The 19,382-nt window shown below is 60.1% G+C and carries 16 protein-coding genes and 2 pseudogenes; 11 read left to right on the top strand and 7 right to left on the bottom strand.

Annotated features, from left to right (window positions below; translation table 11 throughout):
• Positions 1–57 precede the first annotated feature (57 nt).
• From ACN9MO_RS30425 to ACN9MO_RS30460, 8 genes and pseudogenes are all read left to right on the top strand, one after another.
• Positions 58–3,183: pseudogene (locus ACN9MO_RS30425) on the top strand (glycosyltransferase).
• Positions 3,180–5,495 carry a glycosyltransferase gene (locus tag ACN9MO_RS30430; RefSeq protein WP_425988968.1) on the top strand — a complete coding sequence of 772 codons (2,316 nt, stop codon included), beginning with the start codon at positions 3,180–3,182 and terminating at the stop codon, positions 5,493–5,495. The pseudogene ACN9MO_RS30425 and the gene ACN9MO_RS30430 overlap by 4 nt, the downstream one beginning before the upstream one ends.
• Before the next feature lie 107 nt (positions 5,496–5,602).
• On the top strand, positions 5,603–6,511 hold the full coding sequence (locus tag ACN9MO_RS30435) for a DUF72 domain-containing protein (RefSeq protein ID WP_057248314.1): 909 nt from the start codon (positions 5,603–5,605) through the stop codon (positions 6,509–6,511).
• A 386-nt stretch (positions 6,512–6,897) separates the two neighbouring features.
• Positions 6,898–7,038: pseudogene (locus tag ACN9MO_RS30440) on the top strand (transposase); the annotation flags it as partial.
• A gap of 206 nt (positions 7,039–7,244) precedes the next feature.
• Complete coding sequence (tnpB, locus tag ACN9MO_RS30445; RefSeq protein WP_057249416.1) at positions 7,245–7,589, top strand: IS66 family insertion sequence element accessory protein TnpB; 345 nt, start codon at positions 7,245–7,247, stop codon at positions 7,587–7,589.
• A 74-nt stretch (positions 7,590–7,663) separates the two neighbouring features.
• Positions 7,664–9,253: an IS66 family transposase gene (gene tnpC / locus ACN9MO_RS30450; protein ID WP_425988972.1), complete on the top strand. Its 1,590-nt coding sequence runs from the start codon at positions 7,664–7,666 to the stop codon at positions 9,251–9,253.
• Positions 9,235–9,408, top strand: coding sequence for a hypothetical protein (locus tag ACN9MO_RS30455; RefSeq protein WP_425988975.1), 174 nt, complete (start codon positions 9,235–9,237; stop codon positions 9,406–9,408). The genes tnpC and ACN9MO_RS30455 overlap by 19 nt, the downstream gene beginning before the upstream one ends.
• A 60-nt stretch (positions 9,409–9,468) precedes the next feature.
• A complete protein-coding gene (locus ACN9MO_RS30460; RefSeq protein ID WP_156414563.1) occupies positions 9,469–9,636 on the top strand; it encodes a hypothetical protein in 168 nt (55 codons plus the stop codon).
• Between the two features lie 257 nt (positions 9,637–9,893).
• Here the strand turns inward: ACN9MO_RS30460 and ACN9MO_RS30465 are convergent, their stop codons facing one another.
• Together ACN9MO_RS30465 and ACN9MO_RS30470 are read right to left on the bottom strand one after the other, a co-directional pair.
• The gene (locus ACN9MO_RS30465; protein WP_425988978.1) at positions 9,894–10,403 is read right to left on the bottom strand and encodes a hypothetical protein; all 510 of its coding nucleotides are present in this window, start codon (positions 10,401–10,403) and stop codon (positions 9,894–9,896) included.
• Positions 10,404–10,890: 487 nt separating this feature from the next.
• Complete coding sequence (locus ACN9MO_RS30470; protein WP_057248312.1) at positions 10,891–11,094, bottom strand: CsbD family protein; 204 nt, start codon at positions 11,092–11,094, stop codon at positions 10,891–10,893.
• 493 nt (positions 11,095–11,587) lie between these two features.
• On the opposite strand from ACN9MO_RS30470, the gene ACN9MO_RS30475 reads away from it, so the two are divergent.
• Complete coding sequence (locus tag ACN9MO_RS30475; protein ID WP_113736894.1) at positions 11,588–12,088, top strand: hypothetical protein; 501 nt, start codon at positions 11,588–11,590, stop codon at positions 12,086–12,088.
• A 318-nt stretch (positions 12,089–12,406) separates the two neighbouring features.
• On the opposite strand, the gene ACN9MO_RS30480 is transcribed toward ACN9MO_RS30475, so the two are convergent.
• The 5 genes from ACN9MO_RS30480 to ACN9MO_RS30500 all read right to left on the bottom strand — a co-directional run bounded on the left by ACN9MO_RS30480 (position 12,407) and on the right by ACN9MO_RS30500 (position 17,636).
• On the bottom strand, positions 12,407–13,351 hold the full coding sequence (locus ACN9MO_RS30480) for a carbohydrate kinase family protein (RefSeq protein ID WP_057248309.1): 945 nt from the start codon (positions 13,349–13,351) through the stop codon (positions 12,407–12,409).
• An 8-nt stretch (positions 13,352–13,359) separates the two neighbouring features.
• Entirely contained in the window at positions 13,360–14,571 is a 1,212-nt protein-coding gene (locus tag ACN9MO_RS30485) for a trans-sulfuration enzyme family protein (protein WP_425988982.1), read from the bottom strand.
• Between the two features lie 20 nt (positions 14,572–14,591).
• The gene (locus ACN9MO_RS30490) at positions 14,592–15,428 is read right to left on the bottom strand and encodes a carbohydrate ABC transporter permease (protein ID WP_057248307.1); all 837 of its coding nucleotides are present in this window, start codon (positions 15,426–15,428) and stop codon (positions 14,592–14,594) included.
• Positions 15,425–16,318: a carbohydrate ABC transporter permease gene (locus ACN9MO_RS30495; RefSeq protein WP_057248306.1), complete on the bottom strand. Its 894-nt coding sequence runs from the start codon at positions 16,316–16,318 to the stop codon at positions 15,425–15,427. Before ACN9MO_RS30495 ends, ACN9MO_RS30490 begins: the two co-directional genes overlap by 4 nt.
• A 64-nt stretch (positions 16,319–16,382) precedes the next feature.
• Positions 16,383–17,636 carry an ABC transporter substrate-binding protein gene (locus ACN9MO_RS30500; RefSeq protein WP_309140386.1) on the bottom strand — a complete coding sequence of 418 codons (1,254 nt, stop codon included), beginning with the start codon at positions 17,634–17,636 and terminating at the stop codon, positions 16,383–16,385.
• A 146-nt stretch (positions 17,637–17,782) separates the two neighbouring features.
• Here ACN9MO_RS30500 and ACN9MO_RS30505 point away from each other — a divergent pair, with 146 nt between their 5' ends.
• Both ACN9MO_RS30505 and ACN9MO_RS30510 read left to right on the top strand, forming a co-directional pair.
• Positions 17,783–18,637, top strand: a complete 855-nt coding sequence (locus tag ACN9MO_RS30505; protein ID WP_082615716.1) for a MurR/RpiR family transcriptional regulator — start codon at positions 17,783–17,785, stop codon at positions 18,635–18,637.
• 21 nt (positions 18,638–18,658) lie between these two features.
• Positions 18,659–19,336 carry a phosphoribosylanthranilate isomerase gene (locus tag ACN9MO_RS30510; protein WP_162770925.1) on the top strand — a complete coding sequence of 226 codons (678 nt, stop codon included), beginning with the start codon at positions 18,659–18,661 and terminating at the stop codon, positions 19,334–19,336.
• The last annotated feature ends 46 nt before the right edge of the window (positions 19,337–19,382 follow it).

Genomic DNA, 19,382 nt, shown 5'->3' on the forward strand with positions numbered 1-19,382 from the left:
CCCCTTGAGCCAAAGCGGAAACTCATCCTTGCGACCGATAGCTCTGACGCATCTGGCATGGGCGCTCATATGCTTGTTCTCGGCGCGTGTTTGCGCGATCGCTTTGAGGTTACGGTAGCTGTGCCGCGCGGGTGCGAAGGCAATCTTACCTCGACAGCCTTCGCGCTCGGCCTGGCCGTCAAAGAGTTCAACGACATCACAGAGTGCGGCTTGTGGCTGCAGTCGTTTGACGCCGATCTCCTCCATGTGCACGCTGGCATTGGCTGGGAGGGGCATGGGCTTGCGCACGCCGGAAAAGCCGCTGGTGTTCCAGTTATCCGAACGGAACACTTGCCGTTTCTCCTCACCGACGAGGATCAGAAGGCGACTTTTCGGGAGGGCCTCGGCTCCGTAGAGCGGCTAATCGTCGTCTCCCGCACGGCGGAGTTGACGTTCTCGAGGGAGAGCATCGATCCAAAGAAGATCTCTGTTGTCCGCAACGGAATTCCACGGCTTCCCGAGGGAATCCGCGTGCGGTCGCAGTGGGGTGGCCAACGAGCAAACACCCTCATCTCGATTGCTCGTTTTACACCGCAGAAAGATCATCCGACATTGGTAAGGGCGATGCCCACTGTCCTGGAACAATTCCCGGATGCGGTGTTGCTGCTGGTTGGAACTGGTCCTGAGGTCACCGCTGTGAAGGACCTGGTCGTGCGGCTCGGGATTGAACAGGCGGTGCTGTTCGCGGGGCAGCGCAACGACATAGCTTCGTTGTTGGCTTCAGCGGATGTTTTCGTTCTCGCCTCGCTTTTCGAGGGGCTGCCACTGGCTGTTCTTGAGGCGATGTCCATTGGAGTGCCAGTTGTTGCGACCGCCATCGGAGGCACGACTGACGCTCTTGGTGACGATCACCCCTTCCTCGTCGAACCGGGTAGTCCGGAAGCACTTGCTGAGGGAATTATCGCCGTCCTAGGCGATCCGATAGCGGCCGCTCGCACAGGAGAGGCGGAGCGGCTGAGGTTCAAACAACACTTCACCGCAAGGCGGATGGTCGAGGAAACCGAGGAAATTTACCGAGCCGTTCTCCATGCGGGGGTCGGCAACGAAAGAGAGCACCCAGCCATGGAACGCACGCGCATCGGTTTTATTGGAGCGGGCGGGATCGCGACCCGCCATCTCGATATTCTGGCGGGATTCGACGACGTGGAACTTGTGGGGTTTGCCGATCCGGACATGGAACGCGCCAGGCACGCGGCAGGCCGCTTTGGCGCCAGAGCTTTCAGTTCCTGCGTCCAGATGCTGGACGGACTGGAAATTGATGCCGCCTATATTTGCGTTCCCCCGTTTGCACATGGCGATGTCGAGCGGGAGCTTATTGCCAAGCGTATTCCATTTTTTGTCGAAAAGCCTGTCAGTCTGCATCTTGATCTCGCACAAGAGCTCGCCGCCGCAATTGCCACGGCCGGTCTGATTACCGCGGTGGGCTACCATTGGAGATACCTCGACATCGTTGAGGAAGCCCGCCAACACCTGGCGGAGAACCCCGCGCAGCTCATCTCGGGGTACTGGCTCGATCAGACCCCGCCGCCGCGATGGTGGTGGAAGAAGGATACCTCAGGGGGGCAAACGGTGGAGCAGACGACGCATATCGTCGATCTCGCGCGTTACCTTGTCGGCGATATCACCCGCGTTTTCGGCCAGACTACCCATAGAAGAAGGGATGATTTTCCTGATCTTGATGTCGCCACATCGAGCACGGCCAGTCTTTCATTCGCAACCGGCGCAATCGGAAACATCGCCTCCACCTGTGCCCTGAGGTGGGGGCATCATGTCGGATTGAACATCTTTGCCGATGGGTTGGCGATCGAACTGACAGACCATGACATCATGGTAGACGTCGGAGCAGGGAGGCCTGTTCGCCGGGCGGAAGGAGACCCGGTGTGGCTGGAGGATCGCGACTTTGTTGATGCGGTGCGGGGCGGCGAAAGTCGCATCCGCTGTCCTTACCACGAAGCGCTCGCGACCCACCGCATTGCACTGGCCCTGACCAAGTCTGCCGAAACCGGTCAGCCGATCGACCTCCACAACTTTTAGGAAGTTATGCCGATGTCCAGCCGCACCATAAGATCACTCGGCGTGGAACGCCCCGGAAAAATGTACTTTTTGGATTACGATGAGGAAGCGCCAACCGATGGCCAGGTACAACTTGACACGCTCTTTACCGGGTTTTCAGCCGGGACCGAGTTAACGTTCCTCAAAAACACCAATCCATATTTTCGCTCACGTTTCGACAACGAGCGGGGCGTTTTCATCGAGAAGGAGCCTGACCTAACCTACCCCATACCGTTTCTCGGTTACATGGAGGTGGCGCGGGTCGCTCACACAAGCGCCGTTGGCTATAAAACAAACGATATCGTTGCGGCGACCTATGCGCATAAGACCGGCCACCTGGCCGACCCGTTTCGCGATCTTCTCGTCCCGCTTCCCGTCACGATCGATCCCGTGCTGGGTATCTTTGTCGCACAGATGGGCCCGATCGCGGCGAATGGCATCCTCCATGCCGATGCGGATGCGTTCGGACCGGCAGTGTCGTTCCTGGGATGCGGGGTCATCGGTCGACGCGTGCTCGTTATCGGAGCCGGGACTGTGGGCTTGCTCACGGCGCTCTTTGCCAAGACCGTCGGCGCTACGCAAGTCGTCATCGCCGATCCTTCAGAGTTCCGCCGGGACAAGGCAGAGGCGATGGGCATTCTTGCGATGACCGAGGAACACGCGTGGCAGCATGCCAAGGCGCACTGGCACGATGGCGTGGCCAACCGCGGGGCCGATCTCGTCTTTCAAACTAGAGCGCATTTGGAAAGCCTCAACGTCGCGCTCAAGGCCGTGCGCCCCCAGGGGAGCGTCATTGACCTGGCATTTTATCAGGATGGTTCCGACAGACTGAGATTGGGTGAGGAATTCCACCACAATGGCCTCAACATCCGTTGCGCGCAGATCAATCGTGTTCCGCGCGGTCTCTCACCTCATTGGAGCCGACGCCGGCTTGCGGGCGAGACAATCGAACTCTTGTTTCTCCAAGGTGAACTGATCAAACAGCACATGATCACCCACGTGGTTCCCTTTGAGGGTGCACCGGAGTTCCTTTCAGACCTGCTGGAGAGGCGGTTTGAGTTCCTGCAGATCGTCTTTAAGGTGCAGCCATGACGGTGCCGAGCCCCAAGACCGTCCTCTTCGTCTTCGGCTGGTTGGTCGTTGGGGGAGAGGAGACGGAGGTCCGTCTGCTTGCTGCCAACATCGACCGTTCCCGCTACAAGATCGATGTGGTTGCTTGTCTGCGCAAGGACACCATGCCCGTGCAGACGCATGACCAGCTGCGGGCTCTGGGAATCGAGGTGGACATTGCACCCTATTCGATGTCCCTGGAAGAAACCGTTGCCTATCTCGCCGACAAGATCTCTGCTTATGACGTGGTGGTTTCGTGCCAGAACGTTGCCGACATCTATCCGGCACTCGAACGACTGCACATTCGTCCGCCGTTGATCGAACATGGTGGTCTGGTCCTGGAAGCTCTGAGCGGCCCAAAACACTTTACCAGTCGCTACGTCGGTGTCTGTCGCTCCATTCGCGACGCAGCCGCCTCCCGAATGCCCGGGCGGGAATCTCACGCCAGAGAAATTCCCTCAATGGTCGATCTCAAGGAGTTCCAGCCGAGCCGTCGGCGTGCCATGCGCCGGCAGCTTGGCATCTCCGATGATACGATCCTGGTCGGCTGGGTCGGGCGCCTCGACGCAAAAAAAAATGTGGAGACTTTCATCGAGGCGGCCTCGATCATACATGCCGAAGATGGGGGCATGCGCTTTGTGATCGTTGGCGGACCAGATGCCTTCATGCCGCAATATGCGCTGCAACTCAATGCTCTCTGTAACGAGCGTGGACTGGATGCTGTCTTGAGCTTCCTCGGCGACCGCGCCGATGTTCCGGATCTGCTTGCAGCGCTCGACGTGTTTGTCTGGCTGTCCCGGGACGAAGGCATGCCCCATGTCATTTCCGAGGCCGGGGCCGCCCGCCTTCCAGTGATTGCAACGGCCGACAACGGTTCGAGACAACAAATCAAACATGGCCTCTCGGGCTATTTTGTAGGACATGCCGATCCGCAGGCAGTTGCGGACGCCATCACATTGCTTGCCGGCTCGCCGGAGTTGCGCGCCAGCCTCGGTCTACAGTTGCGCAGGCACGTAGAGGAAAATTACAGCGTCGAAGCGGTCGTTCCGCAATGGGAGGCGCTGTTTGATGAGGTCCTTACGGAAAGAGCGCCATGCGGTCCGACCGGGCTATTTCAATCTTTCTTCCTCGGCGGATTTGAATGCTCGACGCACCGAATCCGACCACCGGGCGGCACGGGTCTTGGTCGGCGGCTGGACATGATAGCCTCGATAAAACACGAGCAGCATGCAGAGAATGACTACCGTCAGTTGGCGAGCCATTATATCAGCAGTGTAAGGGACGGTTTCCGCTGGCATCTGGTCGAGCGATTACCCGGAGCATATGACTGGGACAGCGTTCTACCCCTGATACGCGCGGCCCGGACGACGGGCACGCAGGTCATCTGGGATCTGCTGCACTACGGCTGGCCTGATGATATCGATATATGGTCGCCTTCATTTGTAAGACGGTTTTCGCGTTTTGCCGGTGCTGCCGCGAAACTCCTGCGAAGCGAAATCAACAATCCGCCGTTCTTTGTGCCTGTTAACGAAATTTCGTTCCTTTCATGGGCGGGCGGAGACGCGGGTTACCTTAATCCATGGGCGGGGCGCCGAGGCTTCGAGCTGAAAGCGCAGCTTGCGCGCGCCTCGATCGCTGCGATGGATGCCATTCTGGAGGTCGAGCCTCGTTCCCGATTTGTCCACTGCGAACCCGCCATCAATGTTGTTGTCGATCCCGAGCGTCCAGCCGACCGACCTGCTGCTGAAGGCCACCGATTGGCACAATATCAGGCTTGGGACATGATTTCGGGACGCTTGTGGCCCCAGTTAGGAGGCGCGGAAAAGTATCTCGATATCATCGGCGTCAACTACTACCATAACAATCAGTGGATCCACGGCGGCCCGACGATCGACGTCGAGCACCCCCTCTACAAACCATTGCGCAAAATTCTTGTCGAAACCTACGCTCGATATGGAAGGCCGATGCTGATCGCAGAGACGGGTATCGAAGGCGATCGCCGGTCCGATTGGCTGGCGTATGTGGGGGAAGAAGTGAGGGCTGCGATGAAGTGGGGAGTGCCGATAGAGGCTGTGTGTCTTTACCCCATTGCAAACCATGCAGGGTGGGACGACGATCGGCCCTGCGAGAACGGCCTGCTATCAGCGGAGCCCACGCCATCTTTTCGCAAGGTTTATCAGCCGCTAGCCGATCAGTTGGACAGTCAGGTAAAAACGATCGAGGCTTTCCTGAAAGAGATTGAGAGCAAACACGATATTTTTTCGCGAGACACGCGTGCGTCACATGTGTCGTGAAAGAGAGTGGGTTCAACCGTGAAGACAGGGTTCGATGGTCAACAGCCGGTAAGGAACAAATACCGCCCTCGAAAACTTTGCGACCATGAAACGCGGTGGGTTGTCAGGTGGTGGAACGCTCTCCAGAAGATCTTGCTAAACGTCGTGCGCTGCGTGCGGAGCGCAGACAAAAACAGCGGCTTGCGAACATCGAGCGCGCCGAGAAGATGCATGCGGCGAGACTTGTGCATGAGGTGAATGGTGGCTCGGTCACCGCTGCCCGGACTCCGTCGGATGGCTTCCATATCGGCTGCTCGGGTTGGTATTATTGGCATTGGAAGGGGCAGTTCTATCCTGCAGATGTACCTTCGAGCCAGTGGTTTTCCATCTATGCACAACAGTTCAAGACGGTGGAGCTCAACGCGCCGTTCTATTCCTGGCCCACAATCGCCACGGTGAAAACATGGCTGCGACAAGCAGAACCCAGCTTCGTTTACACAGTGAAAGTCTGCGAGCTCATTACCCACGTCAGGCGCTTCGACGACACCGGCACCTTGGTCAGTGACTTCGGCTACATAGCCGAACTGCTCGGCCCCCAGATGGGTTGCTTTCTGTTTCAATTGCCGCCGAGCGTTCGGTACTCCGACGAGATGCTCCACGTTATCCTAGCTCAGCTTGAACCTCGCCGTCGAAACGTTGTGGAATTCCGCCACAAGAGTTGGTGGAACGAGGACGTCTTCAACGCTTTTGAGAAAACGGGGACTATCTTCTGCTCTTGCAGTGGCCCTCGGCTGCCCGACGAACTGGTGAAGACGTCCGATGATATCTACGTGCGGTTTCACGGGACCCACCAATGGTATCGACATGACTACAGCGAGGCTGAATTGATGATTTGGGCCGAGCGCATACGTCAATGCGGAGCGAAAACTATTTGGGCTTATTTCAACAATGACCGTGATGGTCATGCGATCAAAAATGCAAAGCTCTTGTCGGAACTGCTGGTAGGGCAAGCACAAGCGTGCGTTTCTTGCGACTAGATGATCCTATGTTTTGGGTGGAGGAGCGACTTGCCTGCCCTGCTGGGAACTGTTCGCGTCGCGCTTGGCTGGATCGCCACCAATAAAGGTCGCGACCAGCGGAGTAAGATCCACACCGTCCACGAGCGGAACCCCGACAGGCAAGCGCGATCAAAGCTTGCCGCCACGAGTGCCTCTACCAATGCGGCATGCCTTGCTGAGCGCGCAATCTGCTCAGGAAAAAAGCGATCTCCATTGAGAATACGCGGTCTCAAAGCTTGAGGAGCGTAAGCGACAAGGAGACCCCATCTGGCAGGGGTGATGGACGTCACGCTATGGCAGGCATCTGATTTCTCTGACTGTGAGGATCTATGTCTACGCCTACGGCTAGCCCTAGAATGATCCATATGATTGAGGCGGTAACGGATCGACTTGAGGGTTCTCCCCGCCAGTTGCGACGTTTCTGGTCTGACGAATTTAAGGTGGAGGCCGTTGAGGAGGCTTGCCGGCCTGGAGTGAATATCTCGGCGATCGCACGACGGATCGGGATTACGCCCTCTCAACTCTACCGGTGGCGGCGAGACCTTCTGAACGAGAGCGAGCCGGACCATGTGGCGTCGGCTGAAAGTGGACAGAGATCGATGATCGGGGTCAGCTCTGTCGTCGAGGTGGTCATCGGCGACGTTGTAATCCGGGTCGGTGCTGAGATCGACGAGGCGCATTTGCAGCGCGTTATCCGAGCGGTACGCTCGGCATGATCCCGTCAGGCGTGAAAGTCTTCCTTGCGAGCCATCCGATCGACTTCCGCAAGGGGCCGGACAGCCTGCTTTCGCTGGTGCGGGATGCTGGCAGTGATCCGTTCAACGGAGCGCTCTATGTCTTTCGGGCGAAACGAGCGGACCGGATCAAGATCGTATGGTGGGATGGCTCGGGCGTCTGCCTTTATGCCAAACGGCTAGAGAAAGCTCAGTTCTGCTGGCCACGTATCGGCCACAGCCGCGTCCAGCTGAATCATGCCCAGCTTCTGGCTTTGGTGGATGGTATGGACTGGAAGCGGGTGCGGTCGACGCCAGTCAAGCCTCCCGAGATTGTTGGGTAAAACCACTGCGGCGAAGTGAATCAGGTGCCTGAAACCGCGGGCGGATCACGGCAAAATATGCTCTGATCTGACCCATGACGCGACCCGAGATCGAGCTCCCGGATGATGTAGAGGCCCTGAAAGCTATGGTTCTCGCCATGGCCGAAAAGGCAGCCCGCGTCGAGGCTTTGGAAAAGCAGGTTGATGACCTCGAGGCCCGGAACGCTGACGCCGACGAACGCATCGAGCGGCTGACGCAAATCCTGAAGGCTTTTGATCGGGCCCGCTTTGGACGGCGTTCGGAAAAGCTGGCATCCCCGGTCGATGACGAGCAGCATGCCTTTGTCTTCGAGGAGATCGAGACCGGCATTGCGGCGATCAAGGCCCAGGTCACGAAGGGCCGCGGGAATGCGGACGGCAAGCGTGCACCACGGCCACGCAAGGGCTTCGCGCCGCATCTTGAGCGCGTCGAGATCGTGATCGAGCCGGAAGAGTTGCCGGAGTATGCGGGCAAGCAGAAGATCCTGATCGGAGAAGACGTCTCCGAACGGCTCGATGTCGTCGCAGCCAGGTTCCGTGTTATCGTCACGCGTCGTCCCAAGTACGCCTTTAGGAACGAGGACGGCGTCATCCAGGCCGCGGCTCCCGCACACATCATCGAAGGCGGCATTCCAACAGAAGCACTTCTGGCCCAGATCGCGGTCTCCAAATATGCCGATGGCCTTCCGCTTTATCGCCAGGAAGCGATCTACGCGCGTGACAAGGTCGAACTTGACCGCAAGCTCATGGCCCAATGGATGGGCAAGTTGGGGTTCGAACTCGACATCCTTGCCGATTACATCCTGAACGAGATCAAGAAGGCGGAGCGGATCTTTGCCGATGAAACGACCTTGCCGACACTCGCGCCTGGGTCCGGGTCGGCAAAGACAGCATGGCTATGGGCTTACGCCAGGGATGACCGCACTTTCGGAGGCAGCGGTCCGCCGTTGGTGGCCTATCGCTTTGAAGACAGTCGAGCGACCGAGTGCGTCGCACGACATCTGAGCGGCTATCGCGGCATCCTGCAGGTTGACGGGTATGGTGCTTACAGCAAGCTTGTCCGCAAGGATGGAGGCAACGACGGCGTTGTCCTGGCTGGCTGCTGGTCACATAGCCGGCGGAAGTTCTACGAATTGCACGCGGCGAAGAGCTCGAAGGTCGCCACAGAGACGGTCGAGCGTATGGCGAGGCTCTGGGAAATCGAAGAAACCGTCCGCGGCCAAAGTCCCGAAGTTCGTGTCGCAGCGCGTCAGGAAAGTTCGGCGGCGATCGTCCGTGACCTCTTCACACTTTGGCAGGCAACCCTGCCGCGGGTGTCGGGAAAATCCAAACTCGCCGAAGCTCTCCGGTATGCCATATCGCGTCGCGACATATTCGAGCGCTTCCTGACCGACGGCCGTGTCGAGCTCGACTCCAACATTGTCGAGCGAGCTATCAGACCCCAGGCCATCACCAGGAAAAATAGCCTCTTCGCTGGCAGCGACGGCGGCGGCAGGACCTGGGCTACGATCGCGACACTCCTGCAGACAGCAAAGATGAATGCCGTCGATCCGCAAGCCTGGCTTACCCAGACACTTGAGCGCCTCGCAAATGGATGGCCCAGCAGCGATATTGACGCGCTCATGCCGTGGAACTACGCCGCCTGAACGGCCCCGGCTTGTCGCTTACTGAGGAGCGGACCGCTGAGCCCGTTGACGACATTGCCGCCATCAAGGAAATCGCGGCATCCCTGCTGACGGCGCGAGAGAAGCCTGCTGGGTTCAAGACATCTCTGGCAACGACCGGCTATTCGGAGACCTGACCGGCGGAGTTCAGGCGTTAAGCGGATGGAACCTAATCTAGACTGAATGGTTCGCAACGTATGAAAGACACAGACCGAAAAGCCAAGGCCAACATGAGCGGCTTCGTCGTAACAATCTCGGCAATTGCCTTGTTGCTAGCCGGCATCTACGTGGTGTTTTGGACGCCGGGTGCAATCGACAACCAACCGGCGTCCACCGGTTCGGGACAATTGGAAGAAGACAATTAATGAGGGCCGTCCCGAGAGCTGCCGGTCCGACTAATGTCTCCTGGATGGGTCCGGCTCCGCCGATTACATTACTGCCGGTGCTTCGGCTTTTCGGCAATGTTGGGCACTCGACCGACGCGCAACGCTGTGGTGCTAGCAAGAGGCAAACTCGATCCGGATGTAACCGTCTGGGCCGCCCGACCAACGTCATGCCCGCATTCCTAGCGCCAACTACCGCTGCGACCGGCGACCTCATCCATCCGATCGATAACGGCAGATCAATCTGGGCTTTCCCGCGCCCTCGAAAACACTGGCTGGCGGTGCTTTTTCGATCGCAGGGCCTCCGGCTCAGATAGAAACATTTCACACCGGTCCAAAGCTCTAAGATTCTTGTCAACGCTAATTGAAAGCGCCAGCATATGACGTTCCCGTTTAGCAAATCGATATCGCGAGCTTTCAGAGCGCAGAGGAAAATTGGCAAGCTCGTCGAGATTGCTCTGAAGGTTCCCCGCGGCAAGACCAGGAGCGTCCGGCACACCGCTTACGATGCGCGGACCGGCGCACTCGAAGATCGAAGCACTCGTGGCATTCTGCCCCGCGGCCAAGCGGCTCGCGGCCTCCGCCACGTCCTCGACATGAACCGGTTGCAAGCGAGTGCGGCCGTCGCCGAACAGCGGATAAATCGGGAGGAGGCGTACCAGCCTCGCGATCGTTGTGATGAATGTGTCACCGGGGCCGGCCATGACAGCGGGACGGACGATGATCGCGCCTGGAAATGCCGCCTTCACAACCTCCTCGCCGCGGCCCCGGGCGCGGATGTAGTTAGAACGGGACTGCGGATCCGAGCCGATGCCCGAAATCTGGACGAACCTCTCGGCGCCGGCATCGCGCGATGCGGTCGCGTCGCAGCTTTGACATGGACGCGCTCGAAGGTCTGCTCACCGCGCTCAACATAGAGGCTGACCGCATTCACCACCGCGCGAGATCCCACCACGGCAGCGGCGATCGAGGATGGATCTAGTATGTCCGCCTCGATCTGCTGAAATGGCCACTTGCCGGATGCGCCGCCCGAAATCTTTGTGCGGATGACGCGAGGCGGCACGCGCGATGGCCAGGAATCGCTCCGCCCTTGGTTCGTCGCATCGTTCGCCACATCGCCCTTAAGGGTATTGTCTCCGGGTTCCGCCTTGAGGGGCGGCGACCGGGTTGTCGTGCGGTTTCCAGTGCCGCCCCACGTGGCGGTAGCTAAGGAGGACATGTGGAGTGCGGTGTGGGCTACCACGTCTGTTGCGAATACCAATCGTCGATATCCTGGCGCACGCGATCCTTCTCAATCCCATACCGCTCTTGGATCTTGCCTTCGAGTTGGTCGCGCCTCCCAGCAATTTCATCCAAATCGTCGTCCGTCAGACGCCCCCATTGTTCCTTGATCATACCCTTTACCTGCTTCCAGTTGCCTTCAACACGATCCCAGTCCATTGTGAGTCTCCTCTAACTTTTTCAAAGAGGGCCTAGCGGCTCTCTTTAGAGCCCGCACTCCAACCGCCGTGGTGACGCTTAGTTCCGGGAATTTTCGCGGTCAGAACGCGTTCTTGATAGCCGACGCATGCCCCCGCGGATCGCGGCTTAGCTCCATCGATAGGTCCCGCCGATTGGAGTCTTTCACGCAACGCCGCCCTCCGTCCCCGCTCCCGGAGGGCCATTTCTTTTCCTGACCCCAGGAGGGAAGTACGGCGACCGCGATCCTCTGAAATTGGAGATCCATCGACTACCTCCGGTCGATCGGCAGGTTCGCCGACATCAACTGGCCGATTAACACGACGCCAGTAACCGCGGACCCGCTGCAGGCTACCTCGCGCGTGCTTTGTTTTGTCCATGGATTGGCGCATACTGCGCCATCGCTGGGCGGTTGCTACGGGCCCCGGCGGCTGGAAGATCATCGCGCTTTCGCCCCAACTCCGGAGGTCGCGCGATGTACCTCGCGACGAACCAAACGGTCCTTCTCCCTCACGAAATGAATCAAATCGAACAGATCTTCGGAGAAGTCCTGCGCGAACGCGGATTGACTCGGCAGTGCAAGTCGGCCGAAGCGATCGCAAAACGACTTATGGATCTTTACCTAAGCGGCGTCCGCGAGAGCGTTGCTCTCAGGTACCTGGCCTATCTCGACGAGCCGGTAGCAAGTCGCCCCTGGCAGAACGCGCGCCCACTCGTCGAGGAGGTCTCAATACTGCATATTTCACGAGAGAAGGGCGCTCAGATCAGCCCGGATGAGCTCGACATGCTTCAACGGACCTTCGATCGAGTATGCATCTGGTGCAGTATCCCGCGCTACGGCAAGCGCGCCGATCGGCTAGCCCGGCATATCACCGATCAATTCCGCAAGGGATTGAGCGACGAGGCAGCGCTTTTCGAGAACGCCATGTGGCTGGAGAAGAATACCGACGCCGCCCGATACCGCCCAGACGCATAAACGCCACACCACCGCAACGGGGAACATTCTGCCTCGATAGCGGTTTTGATACCGCCAACGATCCACACCCCTGCGGATCAAGGCGGGGCTTCATTGTTCTGTCCCCATTGGAGTGGAGCCCGTTGCAATGCATGCTCGGGCCCGTCGAACACGGGGCCTAATTTTTGCAGATGGAGATGCAAGGTTTTCCAGCCACGGCCCCGTGATACCGGGCGTCAGCGGCCGGAGCGAGCCGTCTGACGAGCGGAGCGGGCGGAGGCAACCCGCGCTATCCGATTGCGCCGAAGGGTTTGCCGGAGCCTGCGGAAGACCCGCTTTTTAGTTCTCGACCTTCTCTAGAAAGGCGAAGACCTCGTCTCGAGAGGGCATGGCCCGCCCGGCGCCCTTGCGCGTGACGGCGAGCGCGCCGTAGGCATTGGCGAGACGGCAGCAATCGGGGCCGGACAGGCCCGTGACGCGGCCATGGATATGGCCAGCGGCGAAGGCGTCTCCCGCGCCGATCGTATCGACCACTTCCACGGGGAACCACGGCGCGCTGTCCGTGCTGCCGACCTGATAGAGGACGGATGCCGTTCCGCCGGACCCCTTCACCGCCACCCGACGGACGCCGCTCTCCAGCAGCATTCCGATGAGTTTTTTCTCGTCCGTTTCTTTCGGTTGTTCCAAAAGACCAGGGAGATCGGCGCTGCCGAGCACGATCGTGTCGATCCGGGGAAGGAGCGCCCTTACTTGCGCAGCGATGGCGGCAACCACGCCGCCGGGAATGTCGACGGTGACGTAGATGTCCGCACCGACGGCAAGGTCTATGGCGGCGAGGGCTGCTTCCGTCTGGCGCGGTTGGAGCAGGGCGTAGCCGGAAAGATGGAACAGCTGAGCGTCGGCAAGGGCTGCCGGATCGACATCTGCGGCCGAAAGCCGTGCATTTGCGCCGCGGTAGGCGAACATCGTACGCTCGCCGGCAGGGCTGACGGTGATGACGTTGATCTGGGTCGGCTCCCGGTCGTCGCGGCCGATCCAGCGCGTGGAAATGCCGGTGGCGGTAAGCTCGGACAATGCCTCGTGGCCCCAGGAGTCGACACCCACCCTGCCGATAAAGCGGCAATCGTGCCCGGCTTTGGCAAGTGCGATGGCAGTGTTCGTCGCCGAACCGCCGATCATCGCGGTCTGGCCGGTAGCGATCGCCTCGCCACCCTCGCCCGGATAGGCGGGAATGGCGAGCACGAGATCGATGTTGATATCGCCTAGAAGGACGATGGCGGCCATATCCCGCCTCACAGCTCTACGTGCATGAGGGCGATGGCCTGGCCGACGTCGGCGATGATGTCGTTGATGTGCTCGATGCCGACCGAGAAACGCACGAGGCCGTCAACGACGCCCATCGCCTCGCGTTCCTGGCTCGGAATATCGAGGAAGGCCATGGTGGCGGGCACCTGCGTGGTGGTGCGAAGGCCTCCGAGGCTGGCCGCGAACGAGCAGAGCTGCAGGCGCTTCAGAAGCCGCACGCCGCAGGCTTCGTCATCCACCTGGAAGGAGAGCATGGCGCCGCCGCCGATGAGCTGTTCCGAGGCAGAGGCATAATTCGGATGGGACGGCAGACCGGGATAGAAGACACGCTTGACGGCCGGATGGGCCTCCAGGTGTTTGGCGAGCGCCAGCGCGTTGGCGCACTGCTTTTCCAGGCGCAGCGCCAGTGTCTGCGCGCCGCGCAGCAAGAGCCAGGCGTTGAAGGGCGATAGCGGCGCGCCGAGCTTGTTTAGCGTGTTCCAGCGCACGTCCTCCAGCCAATCCTTTGGCAGGATATCGGACTTCAGCGTAATGACGCCACCGACCGCATCGTTGTGGCCGCCGATGAACTTCGTTGCGCTTTCAACGACGACGTCGACGCCGAAATCATGCGGGCGGCAGACGGCGGGGGAGGCAAAGGTGTTGTCGCAAATGACGACGATGCCGCGCGCGTGAGCGATCTCGACAAGTTTCCTGAGCGGCGGAACCTTCATCGTCGGGTTGGCGATGGCCTCGACATAGAGGACCTTCGTCTCGGGCGTGAAGGCGTTTTCGACGGCGCGCACGTCCGAGCAGTCCACGAGGCTGACCTTGAGGCCGAAATCCTGGGCGCGGTGGTCGAAGAATTCGTGGGTTGAGGAATAGGTGGTGAGGTCGGCCACGATGTGATCGCCGGCCTTCAAGATGCCGAAAAGGGCGTGTGAGATTGCGGCCATGCCGGAGGCGGTTGCAAGGCATGCGGTTCCGCCGGTCAGCTGCGCGATATGCTCTTCGAGCTTGTACTCAGTCGGGTTGCCGCAGCGTGAATAGATGTTCACTTCCTTGCGCGCGCCGGCGACGATCTGGTCATAGATATCGCCGCCATACTGGAAATTCGCCGACATGTAGATCGGGTAACTGATCGACTGGGAATGCTCCTCCGGCTCGTAGAAGACGGCGCGGCTGGCAAATTCGAGGGATTTGGAAGAGGTGTCGGACATAGGCGTTTCTCCTGAAAAGATCATTCCTTCACGGCGCCGCCGATGAGCGCGGCCGTGATCTGGCGTTCGAAGAAGATGAAGAGGATGAGGGGCGCGATGGCGGCCATCAGGATTGCCGCAAGCATGACCGGATAGTTGGTGACATGTTCGCCCACGAAATCGGTGAGGCCGACCGGCAGCGTCTTGCGGGCGGGATTGTTGATGAAGACGACCGGGAACAGGAAGTCGTTCCACACCCAGATCATGTTGACGATGCCGACCGTGAACATGGCGGGCCGGGCGATCGGCAGGGCGATGACACGGAAGATCATCCATTCGGAGGCGCCGTCGACGCGGCCGGCATCGAAAAGCTCGCGCGGCAGCGTGTTGAAGAACGCCTGCATGATGAAGATCGAAACCGGCACGTTGAAGGCGGCGGTCGGCAGGATGACGCCGAGATGTGTATCGAGCAAGCCTGCCGTGCGCAGCATTACCACCAGCGGCACCAGCGCGACATAGGCAGGGATGGCCATGGCCGCCGTCAGCGACAGCTCCACCGCCGGCATCCAGCGCGGACGGTAAATGGCAAGTGCATAGCCGGCGAGCGTCGAGACAAGCACCGTGATGATGGTCGCGCCAGCCATGATGATGAGCGAATTGACCGCGTAGCTTCCGAGTGCGCCGCCGCTCCAGGCGCCGATATAGGCATCGAAATTGAGGCTCGTCGGAAAGGACCAGACCGAGCGCATAAACTCCTTGTTGGTCTTGAACGTGCTGTAGATCATCCAGACGAAGGGGAAGATCACCATCAGCGCATGCAAAGTGAGCACGATAAGCACGATCGTGCTTGTGCGGTTCCAGCGGCGGACGGCGCTCATGTGTCCCCCTTCCGGCGAAGGAAGCGGAAGACGACCCAGGCGGCAAGCGCTGTCAACGCCATCTGTACGAAGCCAATGGTTGCCGCATAGCCCATCTGGAAGCTGGCAAAACCCATCTTGTAGAGATAGGTGGAGACGACCTCGCTGGCGTGACTAGGGCCGCCATTGGTCAGGACGAAGACCAGCGAGAAGGTCTTCAGCGAGCCGATGATGGCGAGCAGCGAATTGGCGCGCACGGCGTCCCAAACCATGGGCACGGTTATCGAGAAGAACTTTCGCAAATCGCCCGCGCCGTCGAGCTCGGCGGCCTCGTAGACGCTTTCCGGTACGCTGCGCACGGCTGCGGTGAAGAGCAGCACATAGAGGCCGAGGTAAGTGAAGCTCATCACCACGACGACAGCGAGGAACGCCGTTTCGGATTCGCCCAGCCAGCCGCGCTTCAAGCTGTCGAGGCCGACGGCCTTGAGCGCCGCGTTCACCAGCCCGAAATAGGGGTTGTACATGAAGCGCCAGAGCAGTCCGATACAGATCTCGCTGACCATGACAGGCACGAGATAGAAGAACAGGAAGATGCGACTGAAGGCCGGGACGATGCGCACCAGGCAATAGGCGATGGCGAGCGCGAGAAAGACCTGGAAGACGATGGCGGAGAGGGCGACCAGGAGGTTGCGTCCGAGCGATGCCCAGAAAACGGGGTCGGCGGCAAGCTTCAGGAAGTTGCCAGCGCCGACGAAGACGGGGTCGGACGCTCCATCCCACTCGAACATCGACAGCCAGCCGGCATAGACCACCGGATAGGCGACAAAGGCGCACACGAAGATCAAGGCCGGCGCCAGGAAGAGCAGTGTCGCCCGATTGTGTCTTTTCGCTAGGCCGATGTCCGTGCTCATGATTCCGCCGGCGTCTGGAGATGCGCGCAGCCGCCGGAGGCCGGCGACTGCGGCTTTCGAAGGTTTACTTGTTGTCCTTCAGGGCGCCCTCGAGGCGCTTGGCGGCATCAGCCGGCGTCACGGACCCATCCAGTGCACCCTGCAGTGCTGTGTAATAGGTGTTGGTCGCAGCCGGCGGCATGGCCGTGTCGTAGAAGGAATCGAGATGGCCAGCAGCATTCATCAGGTCGTTGCTGATGCCGTAGAGCACGGGGCCGGCGGCCGCTTCCGTCGTGGCGCCCTTCACGGTAACCATCGTCTTGCGCAGCTCGACATACTTGGTCATCACCTCGGGCGAGGAAAGGAACTTCAGCAGCGTCACGGCATCGGACTTGTTCTCGGCCTTTTCCGAAATGCCGAAGGAGGCAGCAACGCCGGCCAGCACGTCGGTCTGGTCGCCGGCTCCGCCCGCGACCGTCGGGAAGGCGAAGTAGCCGAGATCGAAGCCTTCCGGCGCGTCGGCGGACGCACCGATCTGCCAGGTGCCGTTGAGCAGTATCGCGGCCTGGCCGTTCAGGAAGAGCATGTTTGCTTCCTGGTCGCTCATTCCGTTGAAGCCGGTTGGGAAGTATTCACTTTTGGCGATCTCGGCGACCTTTTCAAAGGCCTTTTCGCCTTCCGGGCCCAGCGAGGCATTCGCGTCGCCATTGACGAAGGAGGCGACCACGCCGGAGCCCTTGAGCCGCATTTCCATGTACTGGAACCAGAAGGTTGCCGGCCAGGAATCCTTGTTGCCAAGCGCAAAAGGCACGAGGCCGTCGGCCTTAATCTTCTCGGCAAGCGCCATAAGCTCGTCATAGGTCTTGGGGACCGTCCAGCCCTTTTCGGCAAACAGCGCCTTGTCGTACCAGAAGACGACGGAATCGACGTCGACGGGCACGGCATAGGTATGGCCGTCCTTGCTCGTCTGAGCGATGGCGCTTTCCAGGAAGCTTTCGCGCCAGCCGTCCTTGGCGAGGTCCTGGTCGAGTGCGTACATCTGGCCGCCCTTGACGAAGGCGTTCAGGAAGCCGCCGGGCAGGGTATAGAACACGTCGGGCGGATTGCCGGAGGCCATCGCGGTGTTCAGCTTCGTCTTGTAGGCCGATTGTTCGGCGGCGACGACATCGAGCGTGATGTCGGGATGCTTCTTGGCGAAGGCCTCTAACGCGAAGTTGATGAAATCGACCTTATCCTGCTGCCCGGCATAGGCGTGCCAGAAGGTAAGCTCGCCGGCCGTTGCCGGAAATGTCGACAGCGCCAAGGATGCGCCTGCAATGAGAACAGACTTCAGCTTCACGGTTTCCTCCCCAAAAAGCTTGTGCAGCACCTCCAGCTGCATTCATGTAGTGATGCCACATCAAAAATCATGTGTCCATAGTGACACCACAACATCGCCATGTTAGCTTCATTCACGGAAAGCGTTTGCCAGCGAGAGAACCGTTCATGAGTGTCGATCCGCGCGCTACAGTAGGCCCGGCCAGCAGCCGGTTGCGCAGCGTCCTGCCGAAGCTGTCGGATTCGGAGCGCCGCGTCGCTTTGTGGGTTCTCGAAAATGTCGAGGCGACGATCCGCAATTCCATGTCGGTCATCGCCCAGGCGACCGATGTCAGCGACACGACGGTTTTGCGGATGTGCCGCACGGCTGGTTTCGAAGGCTTTACTGACCTGAAATTCGCGCTGGCGCAGGAGCCACGCGGTGGCCGTTCCGAGACGGCGAGCGATCCGGAAGCGAGCGATCTGCAGGCGGCCAACCGCCTCTTTCGCGCCGTGGCGCAGGCGATCAGCGATACGCAAGGCGTGCTGAACGAAGCAACCTTTGCAAAGGCGCTCGATCTGATTGCAGGCGCGCGGCACATCGTCGTCGGTGGCGTCGGCGGGTCCGGAATCGTAGCGCAAGCCTTCTACCAGCGCTGCATCCGTCTTGGTCTGCGCTGCGATGCGCCGATCGATTCCCAGCTTCAGATCATGCATTCGGCACTGACCGGACCTGATGATCTCGTCGTCGCAATTTCCTATTCCGGCATTACCAGCGACCCGGTCCTCGTGCTGCAGGAAGCCAAATCCCGCGGGGCAGCGACGCTCTGTATTACAGGCAACAGCGCATCGCCGCTGGCGCGCCTTGCCGATGTCGCGCTTGTCAGCGTCTCGCATGAGCAAGGCAGCGAGCCGATGGCCGCCCAGATCGCGCAGATGGCACTGATCGACGCGCTCTATTCGGCGCTCGTCGCGCGCAATGCCGAACGGGCGCAACTCACCGAAGAGCGGATGGTCAACGCCATCCTGCCGAAATCCATCTAGTACCCAGACACAGGTAGTGCCGTGAAAGTCCAGATCTACACCATGCAGACCGTTTCCGAGGCCCTTGCCGCTGCCGCTGCCGGCGTCGACTATCTCGGCCTGACCCCGTCCAATCGTGGCCTGCCAGGCGAGATCGATTTTGCGAGCGCCCGCGAGATTGCGGACGCACTCAAGGGCAAGGCACAGCGGGTTGCTCTGTCGGTTGAGAGCGACCTCGACGCTATTGCCGACATGGTGGCCGCGGTCCAGCCGGACGTTCTGCACCTATGCGGTAATATTTCGTTGGTGACGCCAGAGCAGGTGAGGGCGCTGCGCGAGAGGCTCGTGCCGCTCTATCCGGACCTGCGTATCCTGCAGGCAATTCCGATGACGGGGCCGGAGGCGCTCGACCATGCGGCTGCCTTCGAGCCCTATTCGGACTTTTTCATTCTCGATTCGGTTGCCGCCCACATCGGCGGCATTGGCGCGGCGGGCGTCACGCATGACTGGTCGCTGAGCCGCGAAATCGTCAAGCGCAGCAAGTTGCCGGTCATCCTCGCCGGCGGTCTCGGCCCGGACAACGTCGCGGCAGCCATCGCCGCCGTGCAGCCCTGGGCGGTGGATTCGTTGACGCATACGAACAAGCCGCTGCCGGAAGGTGGCTTCCGCAAGGACATCGACAAGATCGCCGCCTTCGTGAAGGCGGCAAGGACGGCTTGAGCGTCGCAGAAAGCTAGGAAGGGCGGGCACGTCGCGTCGCCCTTCC

This window comes from Ensifer sp. R-19, from assembly GCF_049905105.1.
Taxonomy (GTDB): domain Bacteria; phylum Pseudomonadota; class Alphaproteobacteria; order Rhizobiales; family Rhizobiaceae; genus Ensifer.